The sequence below is a fragment of the Bradyrhizobium cenepequi genome, assembly GCF_020329485.1.
Lineage (GTDB): Bacteria > Pseudomonadota > Alphaproteobacteria > Rhizobiales > Xanthobacteraceae > Bradyrhizobium > Bradyrhizobium cenepequi.
On the sequence record NZ_JAGKJI010000017.1, the window covers coordinates 92,986 to 119,016 of the forward strand.

25 protein-coding genes are annotated in these 26,031 nt (G+C 58.7%); 10 read left to right on the forward strand and 15 right to left on the reverse strand.

What is annotated here, in order from left to right:
• Positions 1 to 64: 64 nt before the first annotated feature.
• Entirely contained in the window at positions 65 to 481 is a 417-nt protein-coding gene (locus J6497_RS19370) for a thioesterase family protein (protein WP_225705864.1), read from the forward strand.
• Between the two features lie 4 nt (positions 482 to 485).
• Here the strand turns inward: J6497_RS19370 and J6497_RS19375 are convergent, their stop codons facing one another.
• The 5 genes from J6497_RS19375 to J6497_RS19395 all read right to left on the reverse strand — a co-directional run bounded on the left by J6497_RS19375 (position 486) and on the right by J6497_RS19395 (position 5,905).
• On the reverse strand, positions 486 to 1,166 hold the full coding sequence (locus J6497_RS19375; protein ID WP_225705865.1) for a YoaK family protein: 681 nt from the start codon (positions 1,164 to 1,166) through the stop codon (positions 486 to 488).
• A 33-nt stretch (positions 1,167 to 1,199) separates the two neighbouring features.
• On the reverse strand, positions 1,200 to 2,189 hold the full coding sequence (gene cydB / locus J6497_RS19380; protein ID WP_225705866.1) for a cytochrome d ubiquinol oxidase subunit II: 990 nt from the start codon (positions 2,187 to 2,189) through the stop codon (positions 1,200 to 1,202).
• Between the two features lie 2 nt (positions 2,190 to 2,191).
• On the reverse strand, positions 2,192 to 3,607 hold the full coding sequence (locus tag J6497_RS19385; RefSeq protein WP_225705867.1) for a cytochrome ubiquinol oxidase subunit I: 1,416 nt from the start codon (positions 3,605 to 3,607) through the stop codon (positions 2,192 to 2,194).
• Positions 3,608 to 3,796: 189 nt separating this feature from the next.
• Complete coding sequence (locus J6497_RS19390; RefSeq protein ID WP_283844568.1) at positions 3,797 to 4,822, reverse strand: aldo/keto reductase; 1,026 nt, start codon at positions 4,820 to 4,822, stop codon at positions 3,797 to 3,799.
• Positions 4,823 to 4,885: 63 nt separating this feature from the next.
• Entirely contained in the window at positions 4,886 to 5,905 is a 1,020-nt protein-coding gene (locus J6497_RS19395; RefSeq protein WP_225705868.1) for an NAD(P)-dependent oxidoreductase, read from the reverse strand.
• Between the two features lie 413 nt (positions 5,906 to 6,318).
• On the opposite strand from J6497_RS19395, the gene J6497_RS19400 reads away from it, so the two are divergent.
• Together J6497_RS19400 and J6497_RS19405 are read left to right on the forward strand one after the other, a co-directional pair.
• Positions 6,319 to 7,227: a helix-turn-helix domain-containing protein gene (locus tag J6497_RS19400; protein WP_225705869.1), complete on the forward strand. Its 909-nt coding sequence runs from the start codon at positions 6,319 to 6,321 to the stop codon at positions 7,225 to 7,227.
• A 336-nt stretch (positions 7,228 to 7,563) separates the two neighbouring features.
• Positions 7,564 to 9,072 (forward strand): porin, encoded by a 1,509-nt coding sequence (locus J6497_RS19405; RefSeq protein ID WP_225705870.1) that lies wholly within the window; start codon positions 7,564 to 7,566, stop codon positions 9,070 to 9,072.
• 325 nt (positions 9,073 to 9,397) lie between these two features.
• On the opposite strand, the gene J6497_RS19410 is transcribed toward J6497_RS19405, so the two are convergent.
• Complete coding sequence (locus tag J6497_RS19410; RefSeq protein ID WP_225705871.1) at positions 9,398 to 9,652, reverse strand: hypothetical protein; 255 nt, start codon at positions 9,650 to 9,652, stop codon at positions 9,398 to 9,400.
• A 187-nt stretch (positions 9,653 to 9,839) separates the two neighbouring features.
• On the opposite strand from J6497_RS19410, the gene tetH reads away from it, so the two are divergent.
• Together tetH and J6497_RS19420 are read left to right on the forward strand one after the other, a co-directional pair.
• Positions 9,840 to 10,628, forward strand: coding sequence for a thiosulfate dehydrogenase (gene tetH, locus J6497_RS19415; RefSeq protein ID WP_225705872.1), 789 nt, complete (start codon positions 9,840 to 9,842; stop codon positions 10,626 to 10,628).
• A 113-nt stretch (positions 10,629 to 10,741) separates the two neighbouring features.
• Entirely contained in the window at positions 10,742 to 11,011 is a 270-nt protein-coding gene (locus J6497_RS19420) for a hypothetical protein (protein WP_376708233.1), read from the forward strand.
• A 280-nt stretch (positions 11,012 to 11,291) separates the two neighbouring features.
• Here the strand turns inward: J6497_RS19420 and J6497_RS19425 are convergent, their stop codons facing one another.
• From J6497_RS19425 to J6497_RS41595, 7 genes are all read right to left on the reverse strand, one after another.
• The gene (locus J6497_RS19425) at positions 11,292 to 12,656 is read right to left on the reverse strand and encodes a sensor histidine kinase (protein WP_225705874.1); all 1,365 of its coding nucleotides are present in this window, start codon (positions 12,654 to 12,656) and stop codon (positions 11,292 to 11,294) included.
• A gap of 313 nt (positions 12,657 to 12,969) precedes the next feature.
• Positions 12,970 to 13,359 carry a response regulator transcription factor gene (locus J6497_RS19430; RefSeq protein WP_225705875.1) on the reverse strand — a complete coding sequence of 130 codons (390 nt, stop codon included), beginning with the start codon at positions 13,357 to 13,359 and terminating at the stop codon, positions 12,970 to 12,972.
• A gap of 161 nt (positions 13,360 to 13,520) precedes the next feature.
• Positions 13,521 to 13,883, reverse strand: a complete 363-nt coding sequence (locus J6497_RS19435; RefSeq protein WP_376708234.1) for a c-type cytochrome — start codon at positions 13,881 to 13,883, stop codon at positions 13,521 to 13,523.
• Complete coding sequence (locus tag J6497_RS19440; protein ID WP_225705876.1) at positions 13,867 to 15,096, reverse strand: molybdopterin-dependent oxidoreductase; 1,230 nt, start codon at positions 15,094 to 15,096, stop codon at positions 13,867 to 13,869. Before J6497_RS19440 ends, J6497_RS19435 begins: the two co-directional genes overlap by 17 nt.
• Before the next feature lie 299 nt (positions 15,097 to 15,395).
• On the reverse strand, positions 15,396 to 16,061 hold the full coding sequence (locus tag J6497_RS19445) for a response regulator transcription factor (RefSeq protein WP_225705877.1): 666 nt from the start codon (positions 16,059 to 16,061) through the stop codon (positions 15,396 to 15,398).
• A complete protein-coding gene (locus J6497_RS42015; protein ID WP_376708236.1) occupies positions 16,058 to 16,201 on the reverse strand; it encodes an ATP-binding protein in 144 nt (47 codons plus the stop codon). The genes J6497_RS19445 and J6497_RS42015 overlap by 4 nt, the downstream gene beginning before the upstream one ends.
• Positions 16,202 to 16,445: 244 nt before the next feature.
• Entirely contained in the window at positions 16,446 to 16,631 is a 186-nt protein-coding gene (locus J6497_RS41595) for a PAS domain-containing protein (RefSeq protein ID WP_312010331.1), read from the reverse strand.
• 1,832 nt (positions 16,632 to 18,463) lie between these two features.
• Here J6497_RS41595 and J6497_RS19455 point away from each other — a divergent pair.
• Together J6497_RS19455 and hemA are read left to right on the forward strand one after the other, a co-directional pair.
• Complete coding sequence (locus tag J6497_RS19455; protein WP_225705878.1) at positions 18,464 to 19,075, forward strand: winged helix-turn-helix domain-containing protein; 612 nt, start codon at positions 18,464 to 18,466, stop codon at positions 19,073 to 19,075.
• A 57-nt stretch (positions 19,076 to 19,132) separates the two neighbouring features.
• Positions 19,133 to 20,395, forward strand: coding sequence for a 5-aminolevulinate synthase (hemA, locus tag J6497_RS19460; protein ID WP_225705879.1), 1,263 nt, complete (start codon positions 19,133 to 19,135; stop codon positions 20,393 to 20,395).
• 292 nt (positions 20,396 to 20,687) lie between these two features.
• Here the strand turns inward: hemA and J6497_RS19465 are convergent, their stop codons facing one another.
• Together J6497_RS19465 and J6497_RS19470 are read right to left on the reverse strand one after the other, a co-directional pair.
• Positions 20,688 to 22,046: a sensor histidine kinase gene (locus J6497_RS19465; protein ID WP_225705914.1), complete on the reverse strand. Its 1,359-nt coding sequence runs from the start codon at positions 22,044 to 22,046 to the stop codon at positions 20,688 to 20,690.
• 67 nt (positions 22,047 to 22,113) lie between these two features.
• Positions 22,114 to 22,791, reverse strand: a complete 678-nt coding sequence (locus J6497_RS19470) for a response regulator transcription factor (protein ID WP_225705880.1) — start codon at positions 22,789 to 22,791, stop codon at positions 22,114 to 22,116.
• 761 nt (positions 22,792 to 23,552) lie between these two features.
• Between J6497_RS19470 and J6497_RS19475 the strand changes: the two genes are divergently transcribed.
• The 3 genes from J6497_RS19475 to J6497_RS19485 all read left to right on the forward strand — a co-directional run bounded on the left by J6497_RS19475 (position 23,553) and on the right by J6497_RS19485 (position 25,954).
• Positions 23,553 to 23,867: a hypothetical protein gene (locus J6497_RS19475; RefSeq protein ID WP_225705881.1), complete on the forward strand. Its 315-nt coding sequence runs from the start codon at positions 23,553 to 23,555 to the stop codon at positions 23,865 to 23,867.
• A gap of 467 nt (positions 23,868 to 24,334) precedes the next feature.
• Positions 24,335 to 24,820: a YidH family protein gene (locus tag J6497_RS19480; RefSeq protein ID WP_225705882.1), complete on the forward strand. Its 486-nt coding sequence runs from the start codon at positions 24,335 to 24,337 to the stop codon at positions 24,818 to 24,820.
• A gap of 9 nt (positions 24,821 to 24,829) precedes the next feature.
• Positions 24,830 to 25,954 (forward strand): sulfite oxidase, encoded by a 1,125-nt coding sequence (locus J6497_RS19485; protein ID WP_225705883.1) that lies wholly within the window; start codon positions 24,830 to 24,832, stop codon positions 25,952 to 25,954.
• Positions 25,955 to 26,031: the final 77 nt, after the last annotated feature.

The following is a 26,031-nucleotide window of genomic DNA, read 5'->3' on the forward strand; positions in this document are numbered from 1 at the left end:
TGTTCGCGTGCGCCCGACATGGCCAAGGTCCTTCTACGGCATGGGAACCGTGGGAAAGAAAGATATGGACGCACTCGACAACGTCAGGCTCGGTATGACAGCGGAGCATATTGTCACCGTGACCTCGGAGATGACCGTCGGTTATTTCGTCGCGAACATGCCGCAGGTCTATGCCACGCCGATGATGATCCTGCACATAGGAATGGCGTCAGGCTCCGCTATAGCGGCGCATCTGCCAGAAGGCTTTGTCAGCGTCGGCATGGACGTGAAAGTTCGTCACCTCGCCGCGACTCCGGTCGGCCGCAAGGTCCGTGCCTTCTCTCGAGTCGTCCAGATCGACCCAAAGAGCGTCGTCTTCGACGTCGAGGCCTGGGACGGCGAGCGCAAGATCGGCGATGGCACCCATCGCCGAGGCATCGTCGACGTGCTGGAGTTCGAGAAGCGGTACGGCGTAAGACAGCTCGCCACGAGCGTTGCTTGATGGCTCATTGGGCCTCACTTTTCTCGATATCGGTGTTCGTCCCCATCGCCACTGCGAGCACCGCGAGCCCTACAGGCAAAGCCAGGGACCTGAGGCCAATTGCCGCCTCGCATATCGCTCCCAGGCCGCAACCAATGGCAAAACCGACGATCGCTGGCCAGGTCAGCATCGCTCGGTCGCGCGCCCTGGCGGCGTTGGACGGCTTGCGGCCGAACGTCACCTCACCGATGTCCATCACGAAACGTGTGATATTGGTTGTCATGACCGCGGTCGACGGCACGCCTTTCAGCGAGATCTGAACGAGTGCGTTTTGCACGGCCATCGCCGAGACGCCGAGCATTCCCGCAACGATCGCCTTCGTTGCCTGCGGGTCCACGCTCGCACCGGCTAAAGCACACAGGGCGAAGAAGCCGGCGAGCAATGACAGCTGCAGCACAAGGAGCGATCGTAATGAGGCGAATCCGATCCTCTCCAGACCGCCGGCCAGCAATCTGCTCAACCCGAGCGCCGCCACGAAGACGGGGACTGATAGAATGTTCGCTACTGGCGCGTGGCCGCCGGTGGCCAGATGTGCGACAAGGACGACAAGATTGCCTGTAACGTGGGCGGTGAACAGGCCCCCAAGTCCGAGAAAGCTGATTGCGTCCACACTCCCCGCGATAACGCTGAGCACGGCCGGCAGCATTCCCGCATTTCGCGCGATCGCCATGAGGACAAACTAGTGCCCGTACCGGCCGCCCGGCCGGACTTTTCCCCGGAAGACGCTGTAGCTGACCAGCGTGTAGATCAGCATCAGCGGAAAGACGATCGCCCCGCAGCCCCAGAACATGAACACCAGACTGGATTGCGGTGCGGCAGCCTGGTCGACGGTGATGACGGAGGGGATCATGTAGGGCCAGAAGGACAGCGCCAGCGTGCCGAACGCCGACATGAAGATCAGCGCGACCATGTGGAACGGCAAGTAGTCGTTGTGGTTCAGGATACTGAGCGCGAGCACTGTCGCCGAGATCGCGCCAATCGCCGGGAATACGAACAGATATGGCCGGTCGATCCAGCGTTGCAGGATTGGAAGATTTTCGGCCAGGGCGTAAGCGAACACAATCACCAGGAACGCCAGTACGCCGACCGCGAGTACGGGAATTTGGCGGCGGGCAACGTCGCGAACCTCGCCCTCGCATTTCCTGATCAGCCAGCAAGCGCCAAGAAGCGCGTAGCCAAGGCACAGGCCGATGCCGCAAAGGACCGCAAACGGCGTCAGCCAGCCCACCTCGCCGCCGGAATACTGGCCGTTCGTGAACGGCAGTCCTTCCACCAGCGCGCCAACCGTCAGTCCCTGGATGAACGTCGCAATCAGCGAGCCGCCGGCAAAGCTCAAATCCCAGATCCAGCGCAGCCGTTGCGTCTTGTAGCGAAACTCGAACGCCACGCCGCGCAGGATCAGGCCCAGTAGCATGGCAATGAGAGGGAGATAAAATGCTGAGAGCAAATTCGCATAGACGATCGGGAAGGCTCCCCACAGAATAACCGCGGTGACTACCAGCCAGGTCTCGTTGCCGTCCCAGATCGGCGCGACCGAGCTCAGCATCGCGCCACGCCTGGCGTCCCCGCGTGCCAGTCCGAACAGCAAGCCGACCCCGAGATCGACGCCGTCGAGCAGCACATAGAGCAGGACGCTGATGGCCAGAAGCGAGACCCAGAACATGACCATGGCTATTCTCCGGCAACGAGGTGGCTGGGCTCTTCAATGAGTTCTTCGTCGGCCAGCGACATCGGCCGGTTCGGAACCGCGAGATGCGGAACTCCGAACTGCTTTCGGGCCGGTCCGGTGCGGATCAGCCGATAAATGTAAAATGTGCCGAACAGGAAGATGAAGGCGTAGACCGCACAGAAGATCACCAGCGAGATCGTCGCCTGCCGCGCGGTCAGGAATGGCGTCATGGCATCTGCGGTTCGCAGCACGCCATAGACCACCCAGGGCTGGCGGCCGACTTCAGCGGTGAACCAGCCGGTGATGATCGCGACGAAGGGCAGTGGAAAGCTCAGGAACGTCAGCCAGAGCAGCGGGCGATTGTACGCGAGGCGATGCCTGTAACTCAGATAGCTGCCGAACCAGGCGAGCCCCAGCATCAAGAGACCACATCCGACCATGAGCCGGAATGCGAAGAACGGGATGACCACCGGCGGCCAGTTCTCCGGAGGAATGCTGTTGAGTCCTGTCTCCTTCGCAGTGAGACTATCGGAGTCAATCAGGCTGCCGAAAGGAGATGGCAGCGTAATCGCGAAAAGGTTGCGCCGGTTCTTCACATCCGGCCATGCGAACAGCACTTCAGACCCCGGCTGTTCATCATTCCAGCGTCCCTCGATCGCAGCCATCTTGGAAGGCTGATAGGTGTTGACATAGATGCCGTTTAGATGCCCGAAGAACAACTGAATCGGCATCAGCACGGCAGCGAGACCAAGCCCCATGCGCAGCATGATCCGCGCCTCGGCGTGATATATCTTCCGCAGCATGTACCACGCGCCGGTCGCGGCCACGCAGAAAGCGCCCGTAAGATAGGCGGCAAGCAGCATGTGCGGAAATCGCGACCACACTACCGAATTGAAGAGGATCTTGGTCCAGTCGTTTGGAGCAAAGACGCCGTTTTCCAGGACATAGCCTGTTGGCACCTGCATCCAGCTGTTGTTGGCCATGATAAAGAACGCGGAAAACGTAGTCCCCAGCGCCACCATCGCGGTTGAAAATAGATAGAACCATGGCGGCACGCGGCTACGGCCAAAGATGAGTACCCCGAAGAAACTAGCCTCGAGCATGAACGCCCAAAAGGTCTCATACATCAGGAGCGGACCCTGAATCGGCCCGGACATTCTGGATAGCACGCTCCAGTTGGTGCCGAACTGGAAAGCCATCACGATCCCGGATACGACGCCCATCCCGAACGCCACCCCGAATATCTTCAGCCAAAATTCGAAGATTCCGCGATAGACCGGACGACCCGTCGCAAACGACAAGGCTTCAAGGACGGTGAGCCAGGCCGCAAGGCCGATCGTGAAGGACGGAAAGATAATATGGAACGTGATGGTAAAGGCGAATTGAATCCTGGAGAGAAGAAGCGCTGTGATATCCATCGTCATTTCCTGCCCAAAACCAGATCAACGAACCCGAACGTAGTCATGGCCCAACCGTGAGCCATTAAATTCGCCGTTAATCCGCGATCAGAAATTGATGCGGCTATTGCTCTCGGCGAATGCATCGAGCATGGCCGAGAAGCGATCGTTCCTCCGGTACGAGATACAGCCTGGGCAAGTTGCGTCGCGTCACGCTGCAGCACTGCCTGACGGGGGAGCCATGAATTCCGGACCGACCGGATCGGTGATGGTTTCGCGCAAGATCCGTTCAATTTCGGCCTTGGCGGCGGCATCGAGCGACCAGCCAGTCACCTCGTCAACGGGCCGCAACTGATCAGGATGGCGCGCACCCCACAGCGCCGTGGTAATGCCCCGATCGAGCATCCAGCGGACCGCCAGATGAATGACGCGTTTGCCGAAGCGTTGCGCGAGGCGATCGAGCCTGGTCACGGCAGCCAGGTACTGTGCGAAACGCGGTTCCTGGAACTTTGGATCGGTGCGCCTCAGATCGTCGCCACCGAAAACCGCACCTGCCCGCATTCGTCCCGATAGCAGGCCACGGCACAGCGCTCCATATCCCAGCATCGCGATCCTGTTCCTCCGGCAATAGGGCAGAAGGTCGCTCTCGATTCCGCGTTCGAACAGATTGTAGGGCGGCTGCAGCACGTGCAGCGGCGCGATGCGTCGAAACCGCTCCATCTGGAGGACCGAGAAGTTGCTCACGCCGATGGCGCGAATCTTCCCTTGCGCGAACAGGGTGTGCATTGCGTCCGCGGTCTCTTCGATCGTAATCAGCGGATCGGGCCAGTGAACCTGATAGATGTCAATGTAGTTGGTCCGAAGCCTACGCAAGGACTCTTCAACCTCCCACATGATGCGGGTGCGGCTGGCGTTGCGTGATACCTTTCCACCTTCCCATTGAAGTCCGGCTTTGGTCGCAATCAGCACTTTGGAGCGCAGTCCGCTTTCGTCGATCGCCCTGCCTACGATTTCTTCGGAGCGGCCAAATCCATAGACCGGGGCCGTATCAACGAGGTTGATGCCGTGCTCGAAGGCGGCCCGGATGGTAGCGATGGATTCGGCTTCGTCGGTTCCGCCCCACATCCACCCGCCGATCGCCCAAGTACCGATTGCGACCGGCGATACCCTGAGCGACGTACGGGGAATGCCTGTCAACTCCATTCTCGTTTGGAGAGCGTCCGCTTGGTCGGTCATGATGCTGTTCCTTCTTCGAATGCGTGTGCCTTTGCGAGTGTGAGCGGCGGACAACGCCCAGACTCAGTCGGGATTCACTGAGGGTATGGTGTAGAGCCCCGCCTCTTCCTCGGCGATGAGCGCGAGCGCGGTCCAGTCGAGGTCGCCGTAACCACGCGCGATTCCCGTGATCAACCGGTCCCTGACCACGCCAACTGACGGCATCGGGACGCCCGCCCTCTCTGCTTCCGCAAGCGCCAGGCGCACGTCCTTCAGCACGAGGGGCAAAACAAATCCGGGCGCATAGGTCTGCCTAGCGATCTTGTCACCGTAAATCTTGTGCGCGCGCCCGCCGAACATTGTGCCGGTCATGATGTCGACGAAAGTCTGTGGATCCCGTCCACGCTTTCGGACTACGGCCACGACTTCTCCGAGCATCTCCAGCGCCGTCGCGCTCATCATATTGCCGAGCAATTTGATGAGGTTGGCGTCTTGCGGGTCGGCGCCGACCACGAATGTCCTTTGTCCAAGATTGTCGAGGATCGGCTGGCAGCGCTCGACATCGGCGGGAACGCCAGCGGCGATGATGAACAACTGGCGCGCCTTGGCCGCATCCGGATTACCGAATACCGGCGCGGCTACATAGCCCTGCCCGTTGCGCGCATGCTCGCTGGCAAGGAGCGACGCAGCCGCCGTGCTAATCGTGCTCATCGACAGATGGATCGCGCCAGGCATCAGACCCGCGGTTAGCCCTTCGAGGCCGATTTCTCTGCGACCGAACACGACTTCGCGTACGGCATCATCGTCCGGCAACATGCTGATGACGATCTTGCAGTCGAGCAGATCGCCAATATCGGTCGTCGGTCTGAGACCGAGTGCCTCAAGCCTGCCGATCTGGTCCGGGCGGCGGACATAGCCGATCACCCGTCGTCCGCTGGCTGCGAGGTTCGCGGCCATCGCCGCTCCCATGTTACCAAGGCCGACAAAGCCGATTTCGCCCACGACCGGCTGCTCAACAACCGCTGCAGCATCGCCTCGCCGGCCAGGCAAATTCCCGGGTGCACTTGCGATGGCATGAGGAGAGATTGGCTGGTGTTTGGACATGGCGGCTCCTGGCTGGGCGCAACGCATCCTTTGATGCGCACCTTGCGACGACATATCCACTAGCTGGTGAAGAGCGCATGTTGTCCTTGTCTCGACTTGCCGCGCTATTGAGTTTTCTTGCTTAGATTTCGTGAAAAGGCCTGTACCATGTGGCACGTGCCGGCTTGCCGCTTGAGCACTGCGTACGCCGGCTTCGAAATAAATGCGAATTTAGTCTCTGAACGAAAATTTAATGGCGCCAACAATTCACCGGCTTACTCTTTAACCGGTCTGTCGCAACGACCGTCCGCAAGATGGACAACGCTCTTTCAATCGCAAAGCGGCAATGAAGACGACGTGATCCCAATAACATTCCCCGTGGGTCGAAAATGCTGGCTGAGGACAAGGGCTAATGCCCGCATCAGGAGAGCACAATGAGTGGAATCGGCACTGCCGGTGTTCCTTCGTCCCCGCTGCCGATTGTCGCGATTTCCCCGCCCGATATCGCACGTCGCCATTTGGCGAATTGGGGCAGGATACAGGCTGACAACGTAAGAGTTACCCGGCGCGAGACTTTCGAAGATGGCTTTCAGGCACAACGACATTTGCTGATCGCTTACGAACGCGCAGAACGGCATGACGGCGAGACCCTAATCGAGGGTTTACCAAAATCGACCTTGCGCGAATTCAATTGCAAGCTCAGCTTCGTGCCGGCCGGTCATCGGTTCTACGGATGGCAGAGGCCGCGGGTGCTGACGCGCGCCACTTATATCTATATCGATCTGCCGGATCGGCTGTTTGATCGAGGTTCCGGCTTGGCCTGTCCGGCGCTCAGCCCGCGGCTGTTCTTCTTCGATCAAGCCGTCTGGGACACCGCGCTCAAGCTCAAGGCCGAAGTCGGGAATTCCGATCCGTGGAGCCGCGAGTATGCGGATGCTTTGAGCCACGTGTTAATGCACGAGCTCTTCCGACTCGAACGAACGACGCCCGCCGCGGCGAGACCGGTTCGCGGCGGCTTACCAGCATGGCAGCAAAAACGGGTGGTCGAGTTCATCGAAGAGCATCTCGCGGAGGAGATTTCGCTGGCGGCTCTCGCAGAGCTCGTCGATCTGAGCCTCTATCATTTTGCGCGTGCCTTCACGCAATCGTTCGGCGCGCCCCCGCATCGCTACCATATGGCCCGCCGAATGGATCGCGCCAAGGGCCTGTTGCAGAAGCCGGCGCTCTCAGTGACGCAGATCGGTGCCCGGATTGGCTTTCGCGAAACGAGTTCGTTTACGAGGGCATTTCGCAAATTCACCGGGCTTACGCCGACCGAATATCGCCGTCACCGAGAGGATTAAAGTCATAAGCGCGAAACCACCACGCTCATGGCCGTGGCGAAGGCGACTGCCTTGCCGCGGCGCACTGATTTCCAGTTGACCACTTCACCTCGTGGCTCGACGCGATTGATTTTCTCCTGCGGTTTGGGTTGGCAAAATCTCCAAGCGGTCGCCGGATAAGGCCAACGCACGACCGCATCTTCGCCGCGGAGCCCGTTGGGCCTCTTGAGATGAGTGTGGCGCGGCTACCACTGCAACCGGAATTTTCTGGCATCACTGCATACGGCGCCTGATACTTCTTGCCGACCAATTTCGTACCAGCTTACGATCGTGCATGTTGAGCCACGGAGGCTCGCAATGCAAAGCTCGGCATTTTTTGCTGTAGTGATTATCGCAGCCGGTGGCGCCTCCTGCAGAGTCGAGGCGTCGGCTGCGGAGCTCGTCCCGACCGGGGCTTCCGCGGCAACGGTGGCTTCCGCGTCAAAATCGTGCACCGACGGTTGGGGCTTTATTGCCACGGACTGCCAGCTGACTTGGCAGGGCATCACGATCTACGGCGCGATTGACGCGGGGTTCGGCTGGCAGAGCCACGGCGCGCGGTGGGACCCGCGATCCGCTGTCGGAGCCTCATACTTAATCCAGAAACAGAACAACTCGGCGCTTTGGGGCCCTGCACCCAACGCGATGACCAACTCATTCATTGGAATCAAAGGAACCAAGCCGATCGGCGGGGACGTCTCTGTTATCTTTGCTCTAGACGCCGGGTTCGACCCGTATTCCTTGCGATTCTCCAATGGACCGGGATCGGTTGCTGCGAACGCCGGCATCCCCCAAAATTTTGCAACCGCCTACTCCGATTCAAGCCGAGCGGGTCAGTGGTACAATGGCCAAGGTTATGTCGGCCTCAGCTCTGCGACTTATGGCACCCTGACCGTTTTCCGACAGAACTCGCTGACCCTGGACGCTGTCTTCGACTACGATCCGTTCGGCGCCTCTTACGCCTTCTCACCTATCGGCTTTCAGGGGATAACCTGCGGCGGCGGCAATACCGAAAACTGTAGAAACTCGACATCACTAAAATATCGGGTCAACGTCGGCCGATTTCGGGCAGCGGCCCTTTGGCAGTTCGGCGGCTACGCCCAGAACAATGCCTCAAATGGCGCATACCAGTTCCAAGCCGGCGGCGATATCCCAACATGGGGCAAGGGTGTGCTCTCGGTCGACGCAATTTACAGCTATGTCAGAGATTCCGTGTCACTCGCACTCGCGCCGGGAAGCAATGACCCCAATGGGGTGCCGATACCCCCGTTCTTGCCACAGACACTCACCGCGACGATTTCCGACAATGAAGCCGTGATGCTTGTAGCCAAATACACGAACGGACCGCTGAAACTGTACGCCGGTTACGAACATATTCGATATATGGCGCCTAGCAATCCGCAGACCGCTTTTACCGATATCGCGGGAACCTTTCTCTGTCTGGGCTGCGATGTGCTCAACAACACGAATATTAACAATACCGCCTTCGGCGTGAACGGTCTTGGTAACAAGACTTTTCAAGTCATGTGGGTCGGAGCCAAGTACGCCGTTACCGACAATCTGGATGTGATCGGCGCCTATTACCACTATATCCAGAATTCTTTCTTCGGCACCGCCGCCGGGGGGCCCGCCCCCTGCTTCGGCACCGAGCACCCGCAATGCGCCGGGACATTCGATGGGATCTCTGCCGGTGTCGATTGGCGGTTTGCACCAAAGTGGGATCTCTATTCCGGGATTATGTTCACGCAAGTGAATGGTGGATTGGCCTTCGGCTTTCTCCAGCGCAACAACATCGCTCCTACGGTTGGGTTGCGGTTCCGCTTCTGAAGGCCGGCCGCGACCAATCTGGGTTGTGCTTCGAGGGCGGCGCTGACGCACACGTCGGTGACTGGAGCAAGTACGAGTCCGCTGTTGCTACGTCGCGTCATTTCGCTGCTGCGCAGCAACCGCTCAACCTTAGGAACAAAACGGACTCAACTTCGGTGCGTCACGCGAGCTGGCGGCAGCTCTCCCCGTTGATCCAGTGAACGGGCGGCGTGCGCAGGCGCGCTGGACCAACAAATGTCGTCTTGGAAAACGGCCTTGCTTGCCCGACACGCCATCGTGGACGTCAGGTAGGCATGTCAATCAAGGAGGGACCGAGCCCACATCATCAATCGTTGAACTTCGGTCCGGCATGATAGCGGTGTGCATCGGCCGATTGCGTGACGTATCCCGGCGCCGTGGCGTTCCCGTGCCCCCAGTAACCGCCCGCGGTGTACGGATTGCCCGGTCCCAGATTTTGACAGTTTGCGTCGGGGTAGAACTGCGCGCAATAGCCGGGGTCTTCGATAACAGCCTGCGCCAAAGCGGGGGTTGCAAAGGCTGCGACGGCGACGGCGACAGCCCCAATCAATGCTCTTTTCATCTTGGTCTCCTTTTGGATGATACGGTTACATCGGTACCCAATGGGGGTGTCGCCGCCAGTAAAATACGTTTGAAAAATCGCTGCAGAGCGACAGGCTCGTGCGCTGATCTCGTTCAAAGAATTTAATGGCCCGAGCGAGCCCGCAGCCTATCTGACCAAAGACGTCACGACGGAGATAGGCATCCAAATGATCAGCACCGGAAGAAGGAGCGTATTGAGAACGGTCGCTTTGACCGTGGCCACGGGCGCAATTGGTCTTGCGTCGGCCGTCAAGCCGACTGCAGCGGCCGCCAAGTCGGCATTGGTGCCCGCCGGTGCCACGCATCTCGACGCGTTGATGAAGCGTCTCGCGCAGGCACCCCGCCGTCGCGATTTCAAGACCGTACCGATGATCCTGGACCATCCAGAGCAATGGGATCACGAAGCATTGACCGAAGTGCTTTCGTACCAGCCTGCCGCCAAACAGGCATGGGACAATACCGACATCGCAGGACCCTGGCTCAACATGATGCGCAATGCACTCAACACGCAGATATGGTCGTTCAAGCATCCGGATTTCCTCGCTGTTTCGGTTACACATGGTACAGCTGATCTCGCGCTCTACGATCAGACCATATGGGACAAGTATCAGCTTACGAATTTGGCTGGTGACGAGTTCAAGACCAATACGCTTATCATCGAGCGGAAAGAAACAGCTGCCGATGCCGCGAACTACGAGGATCCGACGGGGCCCTTCTCAAGCGATGACACTTCCATACCTGCGCTGATGCGGCGCGGCGTTGTTTTCATGTCCTGTCACAATGCGATTTGGGAACAAGCAGCCGCTCTCATCAAAATCGGCCTCAACCCCGACAAGCTCTCTCATGCCGCGCTTGCGGCGGAATTGACCAATCATCTCGTGGATGGCGTCGTTCTGATCCCCGGCGCGGGCGGGACGCTGCTCGAACTACAACAGGTCGGTTTTCACTACGCATAGGAACGCCGAAATCCCGCACGAGATCCAATTCTTCACCTATCGGGTTCAAATCAACCGGCGAGCATCGATGTCTACGCTTACGTTCGACGGCAGCGCTTTCGAATGTAATGACGGTGGCGCTGAAATCCCATGACGGCAGCGTGCTCGAGCTGTGGTACGGTACAGCGCTCAGCCGCCTGCCAGCTTCCGCGATCAGCAACGAGTTCGCCTACAACCGCTTTGCGCCGGGCTTGTTCGGCTTGCGGGCGCGGATGGGAGCGATGGCGACGATCACATTGCCCGCGACCAGCAGGGTGCCGATCATCGGAATCCATGGGGCGGCCAAATTGAAGCTACACACCGTCAATGGCAATACATTTGACGTAGCTGTCAGCGCGGAATAGGTAAAAGAGGAGAGCACGTCACCCTCTGCTTTTCCAAGGATCACTCATTCCAAACGCAAGGATGGCTGCGCGCTTGGGCATCGCGACGGCCGTCAATGCCGGCGCCATACTCGTCTGCTCCGCTTACAGGACTATGACCAGGTGACCGCAGCGTGAGCATTCTACAGTACTATTGTCCGTTCTGGCGGGATGAAGAAGGCTTCGGGCGCGAACTGAATTTGCCTTGATCGCGCCGACTGGTGTCGGGAATCCGCATCTTATCCCAGCGTACTGCCGCTGCTCACGCTGGTACCGACGGACAACCGATCTCGACGACACACCCGGACCCTGCACGGATCGTGAACCGGAAGTCGTGCAACTTTACAATCGCGGCCACGAGATTCAGACCGAGACCCAAACCTGACGTGTGTCGTACTTTATCCGACCGGTAGAAACGACCTAGCACAGCGTGACGTTCGCGTTCGCTTATGCCGGAACCGGTATCTCTCACACGCACGATACCTTCACGGTTACCGTGAATTAGTCCGATTTCCACCTGCCCTCCAGCGGGAGTATATTTGATAGCATTGTCAACGAGATTGGCGACAGCCTCGATCAGCAAGTCCCGATCGCCATGCACGGTTAGTTCGTGCGGCGAGTTGATCAAAAGAGCAACCCCCTTATCCTCCGCTATCGGCTCGTACATGTCAGCCACTTCGCGGATGAGTTCCGCGAGGGCTACATTTCCAAAGCCAGCGGATCGCTGACTTTTCTCGATTTCTGTCAGTCGCAAAATGGCGGTAATGATGGATAATGACTGATCCAGTGCCTCGGTCGTTCTGTCTGCAACCACCTGGAGCTGCTCAAGCGTCGGGGCATTGGAGCGACCGCGCTCAAGTATCAGCCGCGCACGGGTAAGCGGGGTGCGCAGATCATGGGCGATGTCACTGCCGACACCCGCAAGGGATTGGATGAGAGTCTCCATCTCATCGAGCATGCCATTGACGATCATCGCAAGTCTGGAGAAGGGGTCGTCGGTGTTTCGATGCGGCAGTCGTTCTCGGAGATCGCCGGCTACGATGCGCTGAACGCGATCGTTGACCTCGACAATGCGCTGGCGGGCACGAGAGCTCAGGACCACACCAACCGCGAGACAAAGAAGCACGGCAGGAACCACACCAAGGGCAAACGCCCCGCCAACGACGTGCGCGATCTCGGCGACTTCGTCGATATTTCGTCCGATCGCCAGCACATCACCATTCGGCAACCTTCGCGCGATCAGGCGGACCGCCTGTCTTTCCGATCCACTTTCGTCCATCCTGTCGACCACGGTGCTTTGTACGGCGATATCGGTCTTGAGATCGGGCGGTAGATTGTTCAGGTTACCCGACATCCTGCGGCCGTTTGCGTCAAATAATGCCGCAAGCCGAATGCGCCACGGATCCTGCTTCAGATGTTCATCGATCGCGTCCAGCCTGCGCTCGGATGACAAATGCGCAAGGACACTCATTTGCGAAGCGATCATACGGTCGGATCGAACCGTCAGGTCATGTTTCGTTTTCAAGTAGACGAAGGCAAGCAGCGCAACGACAAAGCCCGCGAACAGCGCCGCCACCAGCAAAGTCCACTGCAGCGTTGTCGAGCGCGCGAACTCAGTCAATTGCATCACATTGTCCCGCCGGAAGAATACAGAGGCGTTGAAGTTCCTGCCTGGCTTTCAGGGACACCTGCGAAGCTTGGGCAGAGGTCGTCAACATGAGCCCGCTGCCTTCACTCGTTTGGCCTGCACCAATCCAGGCGCTTCCCCTGGCCAGTCAGGGATCAACCTAATCTGATTGCGAAAATGGCTCGATCCTACAGAGGGTTGCTTGGAACATCGTAATGGTATGCGAGACCTATACGCTGGTTTAGCCGCCGCAGCACTCGATCCGACAGCGGTTAAAACATACCGATGTCAGAGAATGCTGGCGTTCATCGCCTCACTTGCCGGCAACGCCGCGGTGTCGATTCAGAGCGGTTTCGATGCAGCCAATCAAGACGGGGCCGGCGAAGGGTTTGGCCAGGAAGCAAATGGCTCCGACCTTCAGCGCCCGGGCACGGACACTTTCATCGGGGAACGCCGTGATAAAAATAAACGGCACGTCGTTGCCCCGAGTGCGCACGTGCTTCAGGAGGTCTAAACCGCTCATACCGGGCATCTGCACATCCGCAACGACACACGAAGAGTCGTCCAGGTGGGCCGATTGCAGGAAGTCCTCGGCCGACGCAAATGTACGTACCATGTATCCATGCGAGCTGAGGAGATTGTCGGTTCCTGCGCGGACGGATGCATCGTCGTCAATGACGGAAATCACCGAAAGCGTTGACAAGGTGGGCCTTCCTGACGCCGGAGCAAAGCATTCAACTCTAGCACGCCCCGCCTAAAATGGGCTGCAGATCAGGATTCCGAAATCATACTTAGGTTTGTACTTCAATAAATTGGTCCGCAATCACGCGCACTGCGAGCTTTATGGGGACTGAAGGCCGACGTCTATTTCGCCCCCTTGAGGACTGTCAAGTATTCGACGATCGCACCGACATTCTCCGGGGCTACCGGGGCCTTGTAATTGTTGATCATCTTGTCGACTGCCGCCGTCCAGGCTTGTTTCGACAACGACGGCTGATTCAGGACCATGCCCGCCGAATGACACGCGAGACAGTTGTTGTTGATCGTGTCCGCACCAGGACCGGCAGGGAACATCCTGTCGCTGTCGGGCAGATCAATCTTTACCGACTTCAGTTCGAATGGCGAAGCGGCGCAGACGTCGGTAGACATTGACACAACGATCAGTAGAACGACGACCGGCAGCCGATTGCGACGCATCGTGAGTTCTCCGTCATAGCGCAATGACATCGGTCGATTCGATGACATTCCGCATGAAGCCCGCGGGATTCCAGTTCTGTGTGTCGGGTTGCGCCACGCCGTTGCTGTTGGTGCAGCGGATCAACAAGCCGTACGCTCCGGGAGCAGGCAGCGTCAATTGCGTTTGCCACTGCCGAAATCCATATTTGCCTTCGTCCTTTCCCAGCTGAGCCTGATGCCAGGTTTGGCCGCGGTCGATGGAGAAGTCCACACTTGCCACGCCGCAATCGCCACCGAACGCAATGCCGCGCAATGTTGTCGGTGCAGCGGCGCTCACCTTGCTGCCAGACGAAATATTGGTGACGAAGGATCTTGGGACCATTTTGTTGATGGGAATCATCTTCACGCCCGTTTGGCCCGGCTTGATGCTGGCGTGAGGGGTATCGGGAATCGTGTAGGCGACTTTTGTCCAGTAGTTGGTGTCCGGTTGATCCAGCACCTCAATATCGTTCAACATCTTGACCCAATAGGTCGCATACCAGCCGGGCACAACCAGCCGCAGCGGAAATCCGTTCACCAATGGCAGTTGCTCGCCATTCATGGCATAGGCGATCATCACTTCGCCATCGCGCGCGTGGTCGATCTCCAGCGACTTCATGAAATGCGGCGCATCCGCCACGACGGGCTCATCCAGTCCTTTGAATCGCACCTGCACGGCGCCCGGTTTTACGCCGGCCTTGTCCAGCACGTCCTTGAGGCGGACCCCCGTCCAGAGCGCATTGCCCATGGCGCCATTTGCCCATTCCCCGCCGGGCACGCGAGGCTGGAAGAAGCCGCGCGAGTTGCCCGAGCACTGGTTCACTGCAGACAATTGAACACTTGGCAGTCCGCGAAGGATATCATGCAGCGACAACGATAAAGTTTGATTCACATGGCCACGCACCGTCAGGGAGAACTTGTCGATATCGATTTCGGTCGGGATAAGCGCCCAGTGCCAGCGAACATAGAACTGGCCGTTGGGGGTGAACACACCCTTGTCGAAAACCTCAAACGGGGTTTCCAGGAGCGGTGGACGGGTTCGTTGCAGAATCATCGCCCCCTTCTGCGGGAAGGCCGTCGTCATCTGTCGCGCTCCCGGACCACCAGGTAGCGGAAGGTCGATCATTCTTTCGGCCCAAGCTGGTTTTGAGAGGGCCAGGCCTCCCACACTTGCCGCAGCAAGCAATTGCCGTCGCGTAATCAAAGGAGCATTTTTCTCTGGCATTCGACCCTCCGCGGCACTCGTCGCAAGAATCAGAGGTCCGTTGCGTAATCGATGAGACCCAGATTTGCGTCCCTATCGTGTTGTTGCCAGCCTAGTCTGATCAGGGCGCCCGCTCGACGGTACGAAGGTTGAATCGGATGTCGTGTTGGTTTGGGAACCCTATACTTTGGTTTTACCGCCGCAAGATCGCTCCAAAACGCTCATCAGACAGAGGCTATCTCGCTGAGCCCACAAGGATCGGTGGTGCCAGCATCGCCAAATCGAAAACTCGATCCCGAACAAGGATGCAAGTTACATACTTATCGCTGCGGCTTGCCGCGACGAACTCCGAGCGTCTCAGCTTTTCTCAACAGATCGGCCAGCGACCTCGCGCCCATTTTCTTCATGACGTGCCCCCGATGGATCTTCACGGTAATCTCGGCAAGTCCAAGTTCGGCAGCTATTTGCTTGTTCAACAGGCCAGACGACACCAACGCCAGAACCTCCCGCTCGCGAGCACTCAGGGTCTCAAAAAGAACCTGCAAGTCCGCGACGATCCTGTCGGCCTCACGCCGCTCCCGATCGCGTCCGATCGCCTTCACGACCGCGTCGAGCATATCCTGATCGCGAAACGGCTTGGTCAGGAAATCGACTGCTCCACCCTTCATGGCCCTGACGGTCATCGGAATGTCGCCATGGCCGGTCATGAAAATAATTGGAATGTTAATGTTCGATTTGGCCAGCTCGGTTTGAAAATCCAGGCCGCTCAATCCGGGCAGCCTGACGTCAAGCACCAGGCAGCTGGCGATATCCGGAAGCTTACTTTGCAGCATCTCGGATGCCGTACCGAACACCTCAACCCGCAGTCCCACCGACTCAAAGAGATTGCTGAGCCCTCGGCAAACCGAGGCGTCATCCTCGACAATGAAGACGATCGCTTCCTTGGCACTCGATTGTTCATCCGATGATTTTGGACGCTCGGTCATGACGCGTCTTCCTGATGGAACGGCAATACGAACTGAAATGTAGCACCGGGTCCCCTGCTTCGGGAAGCCGATACACGTCCTCCGTGAGCCTCTAGGATTGAGCGGCAAATTGAAAGCCCCCGATGATGCGGACCGGCTATTCAAGGCCTTCTTCCGCACCAAATCCGACGGCATGGGGATGGGGCAGTTCTATACACGAAATCGCAAAATGGCTGATGGGCGTCGTGTATGGCGCTATGCTGTCGCCATTTTTCGGGTTCCGGTTCGACATCGTCCGCAACGTCCCAGCGAGCCAGGCCCGGTCAGGCTCGCCGGCGCGATGCCAACGGAGTTGAGGTGATCGGACACGCGGGTGATCCTATGATCCGGTCCTGTCTTCCAGAACTAGTCGGACGCCGTTTCGGCATAATCGCGAAAGCGCTGCTCGCTTTCGCGAAGCGCCTCTTCCGCCCGCTTGCGGTCCTCTATGTCGGTAGATGATCCGTACCATTTGACAATGTTGCTCCGCTCATCATGCAGCGGCCCGGCTCGAAACAAAAACCAGCGATACTCACCATCGAAGCGCCGCAACCGAGCTTAAAGCTCGCCTCTCACGCCGGATTCCCGTATCGCGCTCCACCTCTGCAACATGCCCTTTTTGTCATCAGGATGAAAAGCGCGAGGCCCAGCCCATTTCGGCCTGGTCCAGGGAAAGGCCGGTATAATCGAGAGCTGGTTGGTTCAGGAAATCGGGAACGCCGTCGGCTCTAGCACACCAGGCCAGCGTCGGGATTGTATCGATGACCAGTCGAAGGCGGTCTTCGGACTTTTTGATTTCGTCAATCCGCCTTTGTCCGCTTCTTTTCCATCGCGGCCTCCTCTTCCACTGGTGAGTCGTTTGCAAGCAGATCGTGTAATCCTGCCCATAAACTTCAGTATGCTCGCGCGATTCCTTTCAATACCGGACGCTTACCTAGGTACGATTGAGCCACCAGTCCCTATCCTCCTAGTCTTGCTGCAGATCGAAAGAGCCGATTGCAGGTGACACGATGTCCGCGATCCCAGTCGAACAGATCAAGCGCAACCGCCACGAGACCGGCGGACTGAAACACATCCCTGTCCCTTCGACGAACGAGACTTGTGCCAGCACAGGAAGTCTGCTGCTTCACCTGCGGAGGCAGCATATGAGAGTGAAACTCGGCGCACAATGTCCCTACACGCGGCGGGACCTGGCAGGCCACTACGATCCTGACGCGATTCTTCAGCTTTGCGCCAACTGCGACGGCGAACAAAAGGCAAGCACAAAATCGAGAGGAGGCAAAAATGCGCAGCAATTCCAAATATACCCCCGCCGGCGCAGCCAAGCGTTGCCCGATTTGCGAAGGAAAATTCGGCCTCGTCAGGCACTATTCCTGGCGGACCGCGCTCTGTTCCAAGAAGTGCGCTGACCGCTTCAGGATCCGTCGGGAATGTGACCGCAGATGGTTACACTGGTTCCAGCCTGCTTGAGCATCGCGCGACAAATTCGCGAAGTTGGGAATTCCTGAGCAGTAAGGAGGTTGCGCAATGAACCCTTTCTGCAAATCCTTGCAGAGCATTTGTCTCTGCTGCGTGTCTATGATGCCGGTCCAAGCGCAAAATGCTGGGCTTCACCGCCATCCGCCGCAGGACCAGCTCCTGCACGAGAAATTCTATTCAACATGGCACATGCCCGACAATCCCGCCGTTAGCTGCTGCAATGATGCGGACTGTTATCCGACCGAAGTCAAGTACCTCGACGGCAATATGTACGCAAAGCGCAGAGAAGATGGAAAGTACATTCCCATTCCACCGGAAAAGGTCGAACGGAACAGAGATAATCCGGATGGCAGAAATCATCTCTGCGCGCCCCCACCCAGTGCCTCCCACTCGTCCGATACCGTATTCTGCTTCGCATTGGGAGGCGCCACATGAGATTTGTAGTGGTAAATGAGAGGTCGCCCCGCCGACCCTCCCTCTGTGTGATGTGCGATCAGCCGATCGAAGCAGGCTATCTCCGGGAAATCGGAACACACCTCACCTATTGCAATCACGATTGTTACCAAGATCACTGCCAGAGTGCGTTCCTGTTTCTCCAAAGCCAGGCAAGAGCATCATGATACGCCCTTGCTCGGTTCGACTCGCCCATGAGCAAAAGGGATTCGGCGACGGGTCCTGCTGAATGATCAATCAATCCGGCCATCGGAGATGAGTCTTCGCGGTCGGCGGAACGGGACATTGCGATGATAGCTTATAGCACCAACCACGATGCCTCAGATCGGAGGGCGTCGAGATTTGTCTGCACGGATCCAAGGGTTGCGGAGCAGAGTCCGGTACAGATGGTGAATTCGTCAATCAGTCTTGGCCTGCATCTGACTCTTGTTCGACGCACGCGAGAATCGCCAATGTTGCGGAGCGGAACGGCGGAGCTTCTGGCCGACATCGAAGGCTTGCCCGTTCTGGTGCGTTTGCTCGTCCAGGATGTGCCGGCAGAAATACGGTCCGATCTCGTCACGGATGCCGATGTTCATTCGCTGCTGTCGACCACGCTCGAAAAGGTGATTGAGCGGATGCGCGGATCACCGCTGCGACGCGACGCCCCGTCAAAGCAGCCGCTCGCCATCGTGGAATTGATCACGGCCGGAATACCTTCGGCCCGGCTGGCGGATCGGCTGACTGACAGGGTGCTGCGCGTGGGCTCGCTGGAGCTTGATCTCATCGATCGAACTGTGAAGCGTGGTGATCGTGGGATCGATCTGCGACCGCGCGAGTTTCGGTTACTCAAGTACATGATGCAACGGAGCGGCAGGTTGCTAACTCGGGCAACCCTCCTGAAGGATGTCTGGAACTATAAGTTCGTCGCGGAAACAAATCTTGTCGATGTTCATATGGGCAAATTGCGTCGCAAGGTCGACGGATCAAATGAGCCCGCCATGATTCGCAACGTCCGAGGGGTTGGCTTCGTTCTCAGTGCGAATCCCTTCCAGCAGAGCTCGTCGACGGCCACCCAACCCTGAACAACCTGGCCATCCATCGCTGCCATCGATCTGATCCGCCGATACGGAGTCTCGCGAATGTTCGACTATAACGGGAGTTTTCAATCTGCCGTTGCTGTGCTGAAGCGGGAGCATCGCTACCGCGTTTTCGTTGACCTGGAGCGCAAAGTGGGACAGTTCCCCCACGCGCTCTGGAACAGCCCGACCGGCAAGAGGGATGTCGTGGTCTGGTGCTCAAACGACTATCTCGGAATGGGTCAGCATCCGAAGCTGATCGACGCGATGTGTGCCGCCGCGCGCACGATGGGCACGGGCGCCGGCGGCACGCGCAACATCTCGGGAACAAATCGGGCGCTGGTGGAGCTGGAGGCCGAGCTTGCCGACCTGCATAGCAAGGAAGCGGCGCTCGTTTTCACGTCGGGCTACGTCTCCAACCATACGGGTATCGCGACGATCGCCAAGCTCCTTCCGGATTGCCTGATCCTGTCCGATGCGCTCAATCACAATTCGATGATCGAAGGCGTGCGTGCGGCCGACTGTTCCAAGCAGATCTGGCGTCACAATGATCTTAAGCACCTCGAGGAGTTACTCTGCCGAGCGGCGGCTGGCCGCCCGAAGCTTATCGTGTTCGAAAGCGTGTACTCGATGGATGGCGATGTCGCTCCGCTCGAGGCGATCTGCGACTTGGCGGAACGCCATGGCGCGATGACCTATCTCGACGAAGTGCATGCCGTTGGAATGTACGGGCGACGCGGCGGCGGGATCGCCGAGCGAGACGGAGTGATGGCGCGCATCGACGTCATCGAGGGAACGCTCGCAAAAGCCTTCGGCACGCTTGGCGGTTACATTGCCGGCCGCAGCGCCATCGTAGACGCCGTGCGATCCCATGCCCCCGGGTTTATCTTCACGACGGCCTTGCCACCGTCGATAGCCGCGGCTGCGACTGCGTCGATCGCCCATCTTAAGACATCGGGTGCCGAGCGTGCGGCCCAGCGCGCCGCCGTGGCAGCGACCAAGGCCGCCCTGCGCGAAGCTGGATTGCCCGTGTTGGACACAGAGACGCATATCGTACCGGTGATGGTCGGCGATCCGGCTAAGTGCAAGCAGGCGAGCGATCTTCTGCTCGACCGGCACGGGATTTACATCCAGCCGATCAACTATCCCACCGTTCCCCGGGGCACCGAGCGTTTGCGGATCACCCCGACCCCGGCGCATGACGTTCGACTGGTCCGGCAGTTGGCTGACGCCATGGTTTCGGTGTGGCACGACCTTGGCATTGCTCTCGGAAGATATCATCAGCCCGGCGATCAGCGTGCACAGACGGTTGCGGCAGGCGGCTAGGCCCCGTTGCTCTTTTTGCTGCTTTCCGGTTGCAAGGGCCAAGGTCCCGAAGCGCCTTTACCCTTCCTGATAAGGCTGCTTGGGCGACTAGCCGCCGCGCGAATGCGGTGCGTTCCTAGTTGTAGCCGCTGCTGGTGTCAGGCGATGAGCCGCCGAACGAGGGGTCTCCGGTGCCGCTCACGGTGGTCGGACCGTCTGGATTGCCGTTCGGATTACGTAATTCGGATGCAGTTTGACCATGCCGATGGCATCGCCCTGAACCCTGATCTCGACCGTAACCAATGCGCCCGGATCAATGGTCAGGACAAATGACCTCCAACCAGCCACCCGGCCCGGGATGAATGGCCAGCCTGAAGCCGTGCAGCTTTACGATCGCAGCCACAAGATTCAGGCCAAGGCCCACGCCTGGCGTGCTTCTGATCTTGTCGGACCGATAGAAACGACGCAGCACGGCCTCGCGCTCCTGATCGTTGATGCCGGGGCCGGTATCGGTGACGCGCACGGTGGTTTTATTGTCGCCGCGTATCAATTCAATGTCGACTCTGCCGCCCTCAGGAGTAAACTTGATGGCATTGTCGACGAGGTTGGCGACTGCCTCGAAGAGGAGATCCCGATCGCCACGCACGTTCAATGGCTGCTGCACCCCGATCCGCAAGTTGACATTCTTGTTTTCGGCGATCGGTTCGTAGATATCGCATACCTCCCGCAGTATCTCGTGCAGCGAAACGGTGCCAAAAGCCGCAGACCGCCGGCTATTTTCGATTTCGGCCAAACGCAACAGCGCCGTAATGATCGCCAGCGACTGGTCAATATTTGCGATCGCTTTGTCTACAACCAGCTGGAGCCGTTCCAGCGTAGTTGCGTTCGTGCGGCCGCGCTCCAGCGTCAGCCGCGCCCGCGTTAGCGGCGTTCGCAAATCGTGAGCGATGTCGTTGCCTACTCCGGCGAGCGCGTGGATCATCGCTTCCATTTCATCGAGCATGCCATTGACGATGACCGTAAGCCTCGAAAACGGCTCGTCGACGTCGCGGTGTGGGAGTCGCTCACGCAGATCTCCCGCGATGATGCGCTGGACCCTCTGATTGACCTCCTCGACCCGCTCTTGGGCTCGCATACTCAGCCACGCGCCAGCCAGCAGACATAAGCAAAGTGCAGGCAGCAGACCGAGCGCCAACGCCTGTGCGACGACATGAGAAATTTCCCTGGTTTCGTCGACGTCGCGTCCCATTACCAGTGCGTCGCCGTTCGGCATGTGCCGGGCGATTGCGCGGATCACATGCGTTTCCCTTCCGGTCGGAAGCATCCGCTCGACCGAAATGCTCCGGACGGAATCATCCATCTGGAGATCGGGCGGAAACCGTTCCAGGTTCCCCGCTATCTCGCGGCCGTCTGCGCTGAACAGGCCGGCATATTCAACGCCGTGGGAATCTTGCTTTAGATGGTCATTGATCGCATTCAGCCGGCGTTCGCTGGGCAAACCGGCGATGAAGTTCAGTTGACTGCTAATCATTTTGTCGGATCGCGCGATCAAGTACTGATCGGCCTGCCAGTAGATGAAGCCGAACAGCACCATGACGAAAACCGCGAACACGCCAGCCACCGCCAGCGCCCACCGAAAGGTGTTCGAACGTATGATGTGAGCCTGACCCATCGGATCTCGCCCCGCGGATTTACCGCTCAACATCAGTCGCGGCGCCTTGCTGGCTTCCATCTGATCTTCACGGTCCGGTTCGGAGAATGAAGCCGGCACCGCGGACATTGTGGATCATGGGAGGTTCGCCTGGCCCGTCCACCTTGTGGCGCAGCCTGCCCAGATGCACATCAACCAGATTTGTCGCTGGAACGAATTTATAGTCCCAGACTTCCTCCAGAAGCATGGCTCGCGTCAACAGTTGATCGCTCCGTTGCATCATGTATTCAAGCAAACGGAATTCGCGCGGCAGGAGATCGATCGCCCGATCGCCGCGTTTGGCGGTGCGCTCGATCAGATCGAGTTCCAACGGTCCCACCCGCAACGTCGTCTCGCGCGATTCAGCCGGCCGGCGCAGCAGCGCCTCGATCCTAGCGACAAGCTCGACCAGCGCGAACGGTTTGGTGAGATAGTCGTCGCCCCCCATCCGCAATCCGCGCACGCGATCGTCGACCGCCCCCAGCGCACTCAGCACCAGCACCGGAGTGCGGACCTGGTCTTTCCGCAAGGCCTCGATCACCGTGAGACCGTCCATTCCAGGCAACAACCGATCGACGATCATGGCGTCGGGCCGCGATGAGCGCGCCTTGTCGAGGCCTTCTATACCGCTGGCCGCCCACTCGACTTCAAAACCACGATCGGTGAGTTCGGCGGTAATTTCTTCGGCCGTTTCGCTGTCGTCCTCGATCAGAAGTACCTTTGTCATCGGTTCATTCCCAGCCGCTACCATGCGATTCGCACCGAGCCCTGTGCTCGAGCCTGGATTTCCTGGGATCATATGCTTGCTCGAGACCAAAGGCATAATCTCACCGGCCCGAACGCCATCGATAAAGAGCAGGACGGCGCCGCCCGCCTCGGTTTCGGGGGCAGGAAGCGTGGCGGACGCCGTCCTCATTGCGGCCAATCTGAACACCGCCTCCGAGGCCAGGCGCGGTGGGCCCCTCAACAGTCCACATAGGCTTCCGGAGGGACCCCCACCACTAAATAGCATTTTAAAAACGGCCCAGCCCGAAGCGTATCGCTCTAAGCGCCGGCGTCGGGAAGCGGGTTATCGGCTTTGAGCATGATCCGGAACAGTCTGAACCGGTTTTCCGAAGGTCATGCGCAAATAAGATAGGGCAAGACGACTATTCGAGGAAATTCATCACGCCTTAGCAGCCTGCTGGCGATACGCCCGGTGTTGCCGCTGCGCCTGTGGCGTTAGCCGGCGCCATCGTCCCAGGCGTCGCAAGATTCATCGTCATGCTCTCGGCGCATGCCGACGTATTCGGTGTCGGCATCACACCCGTGGTCGGATCGATGCTGGTGTCGGCAAGCACCGCGACTGGGGGTTGAATCGTGCCAGGTGGGGGACTGCTCGGAACTTCGGGAGTCGAGAGCGGCAAAGCGGTGCCGTTGGTCGGCGGACCTCCCGGCTTAGTGCCGCATACGGTAGTCGACGGGCTGCCGAGCGGGGATACCGGTGGTATGGTCCCCGTCGTGCTGGCGACGAATGGCATGGGAATAGTCCCCAACGGGGTCCTCTGCATCATCGTTGTTGATGGCATCATCGTGGTCGATGGCCTCATCGTCGCTGTGCTGCCCACCATCAGAACCATCTTTCTCTCCGAACGTAGTCAGACGTTGCGTGCGTGGATTTCCACGGCCAGCCTTTGCGTTTCCCCGATATCTTTGGAGGGGGTCACCCCACCGAACTCCCGACAGCCCAATGAAGCTCCGCGAGCACCCGAACATGCACGCCGCACACTGGGCTCTCAATTAAAAACCAATTTAGGGTTCTGAATTGGTTTTGACCGCCGAGCGATCGAATGAGGCATTGCGGGCAGCAGCCGGTTCTAAATTGTAATTTAGTGGTGTTGGCGAACCACGATCCTAAGTCAACTGGACGAAGGCCACACGCTGTTGGATTTTCTATCCAATGGAGAAATCGAATGACGAAGCTCAAACTTCTATCGGCAGCATTGATCGCCACGTCCATGGTCGCAACTCCTGCTATGGCTCGCGAGCACAGCGCCGCTGTGCGACAGCACACCACTACAACTACCGTTGACGGCGCTGGTTGCATTCGGGCTTCGGACGTGGGCGCATTTGCCAGCGATCCGTGGACCGTTCCGCCTTGCGAACCCACGACGGTCTACTGATCGATCCGCGTCGCGAGAGGTCGGGCCGGAGGTGGAAATCCGTCGGCCCGACTTCTTCTTGTGGCGCTCGTTTCCGGGCGCCGACTAAATCAAGCGTAGGCGGCTGCATTGGCCGATGGTGGTCAATGTGACTCTAATGGTAACGGCGAAATGGGTATCACTCCCGCAAAACCAGCAGCCGAATTGCGCGACTATCTCGCGGAAGAGCGAACATTTCTCGCCTGGATTCGCACAGGTATCTCACTGATGGGATTAGGGTTTGTGGTAGCCCGTTTTGGGATTTTCGGGAGTATGCCCTACCTACCGCAACAGCTCCCTGCCGGTCAGCCGCACGAGTTCTCAGTTTGGTTTGGAGCCGCGCTGATTGCGATCGGCGCAATCGTGAACCTGTTTTCCGCACGACGCTTTGTGCGACTGGTTGGCGAATTGAACCGCGATCGGTTCGCGCACCGCTCTCTCTCCAAGCAGGGCGTTCTCGTGGCCAGTTTGCTGGCGCTGCTCGGCTTCGCCATGACGATCTACCTGACCTGCTTCCTGACAGAACCGCTGCACGCGTTGCACGCCACGTTCGCCGGCGTCGAGCCCGGCAAATAGGAGAGGATGATGGAAGGTTCGAAAGCCAATTACATCGACAACACAAATCAGATATTTTCCGCGGGTCTCACCATCCGGCAGAAGGAGCCGAAGAATCTCGAAGCTCCCTTCGACCGGATCGACTCCTATCTGACTCCGACGGAGTTGTTTTACATCCGCAGTCATTTTCTGATACCGAACTTGGACCGCGCTTCCTATAAGCTGCGCATCGACGGCGCTGTCAGGAGTCCGCTTGCGTTAAGTTACGAAGAGTTGCGCAACATGCCATCTGAGACCCGGGTCGCGACTTTGGAATGCGCAGGCAATAGTCGGGTCTTTCTCGTCCCCCAAGTGCAAGGGGCACAGTGGGAACTCGGAGCGGTCAGCAACGCAGAATGGACCGGGGTGCCCCTGCGAGCATTGCTGGACCGGGCCGGCCTGGCTGAAGATGCTTGCGAGATCGTGCTCGAAGGTGCGGATCGCGGGACGCCGAAAGAAGAGCCCGTGCCTCCCATGCCGATATCATACACCTGGAGCCTATCCCGAACCAAGGCACTTCGGTCGGAAGTCCTGATCGCCTACCAGATGAACGGGCGCGAGCTTCCGCGGGATCACGGATTTCCAGTCCGCGCAATTGTCCCCGGACATTATGGAATGGCGTCCGTCAAGTGGCTGACAGGTATCCAGGCTGTACGCGAGCCGTTTCACGGCTATTGGCAGACGACGGACTATGCCTACTGGGCTATGACGGAAGGACAGCCCGTTCGGCGCGCACTAGGAGAAATGCAGCTCAAGTCCCAAATTGCGCGACCACGTGTTTATGAAACCCTTGCTCCAAACCGGGTCTACACGATCTCCGGCGCTGCATGGGCGGGTGAAACCGACGTGACGGCGATTGCGGTGAGCACCGACGGTGGCCGAATATGGACCCCGGCAGAATTCATAGATCCTATGCGACGTCATGCGTGGCGACGTTGGAAGCTCGATTGGTTAACACCGAATGAGCCAGGGCAGTACACGCTGCTGGCCCGCGCCATGGACACGGCCGGCGTGATGCAACCTGACAAGCACGACCGGAACTACGGCACCTATGTGATCAATCACTCTCTCCCAATCGAGGTATTCATAGACGAATCCCGCAGGTCGCAATCGTGACGTTCGGGATGCGTTCACCCGAAAGCGCCTGCGCTTGTGCGGTGTGAAGCCGGGCAGGGCAAGCCAGACGCATGTCG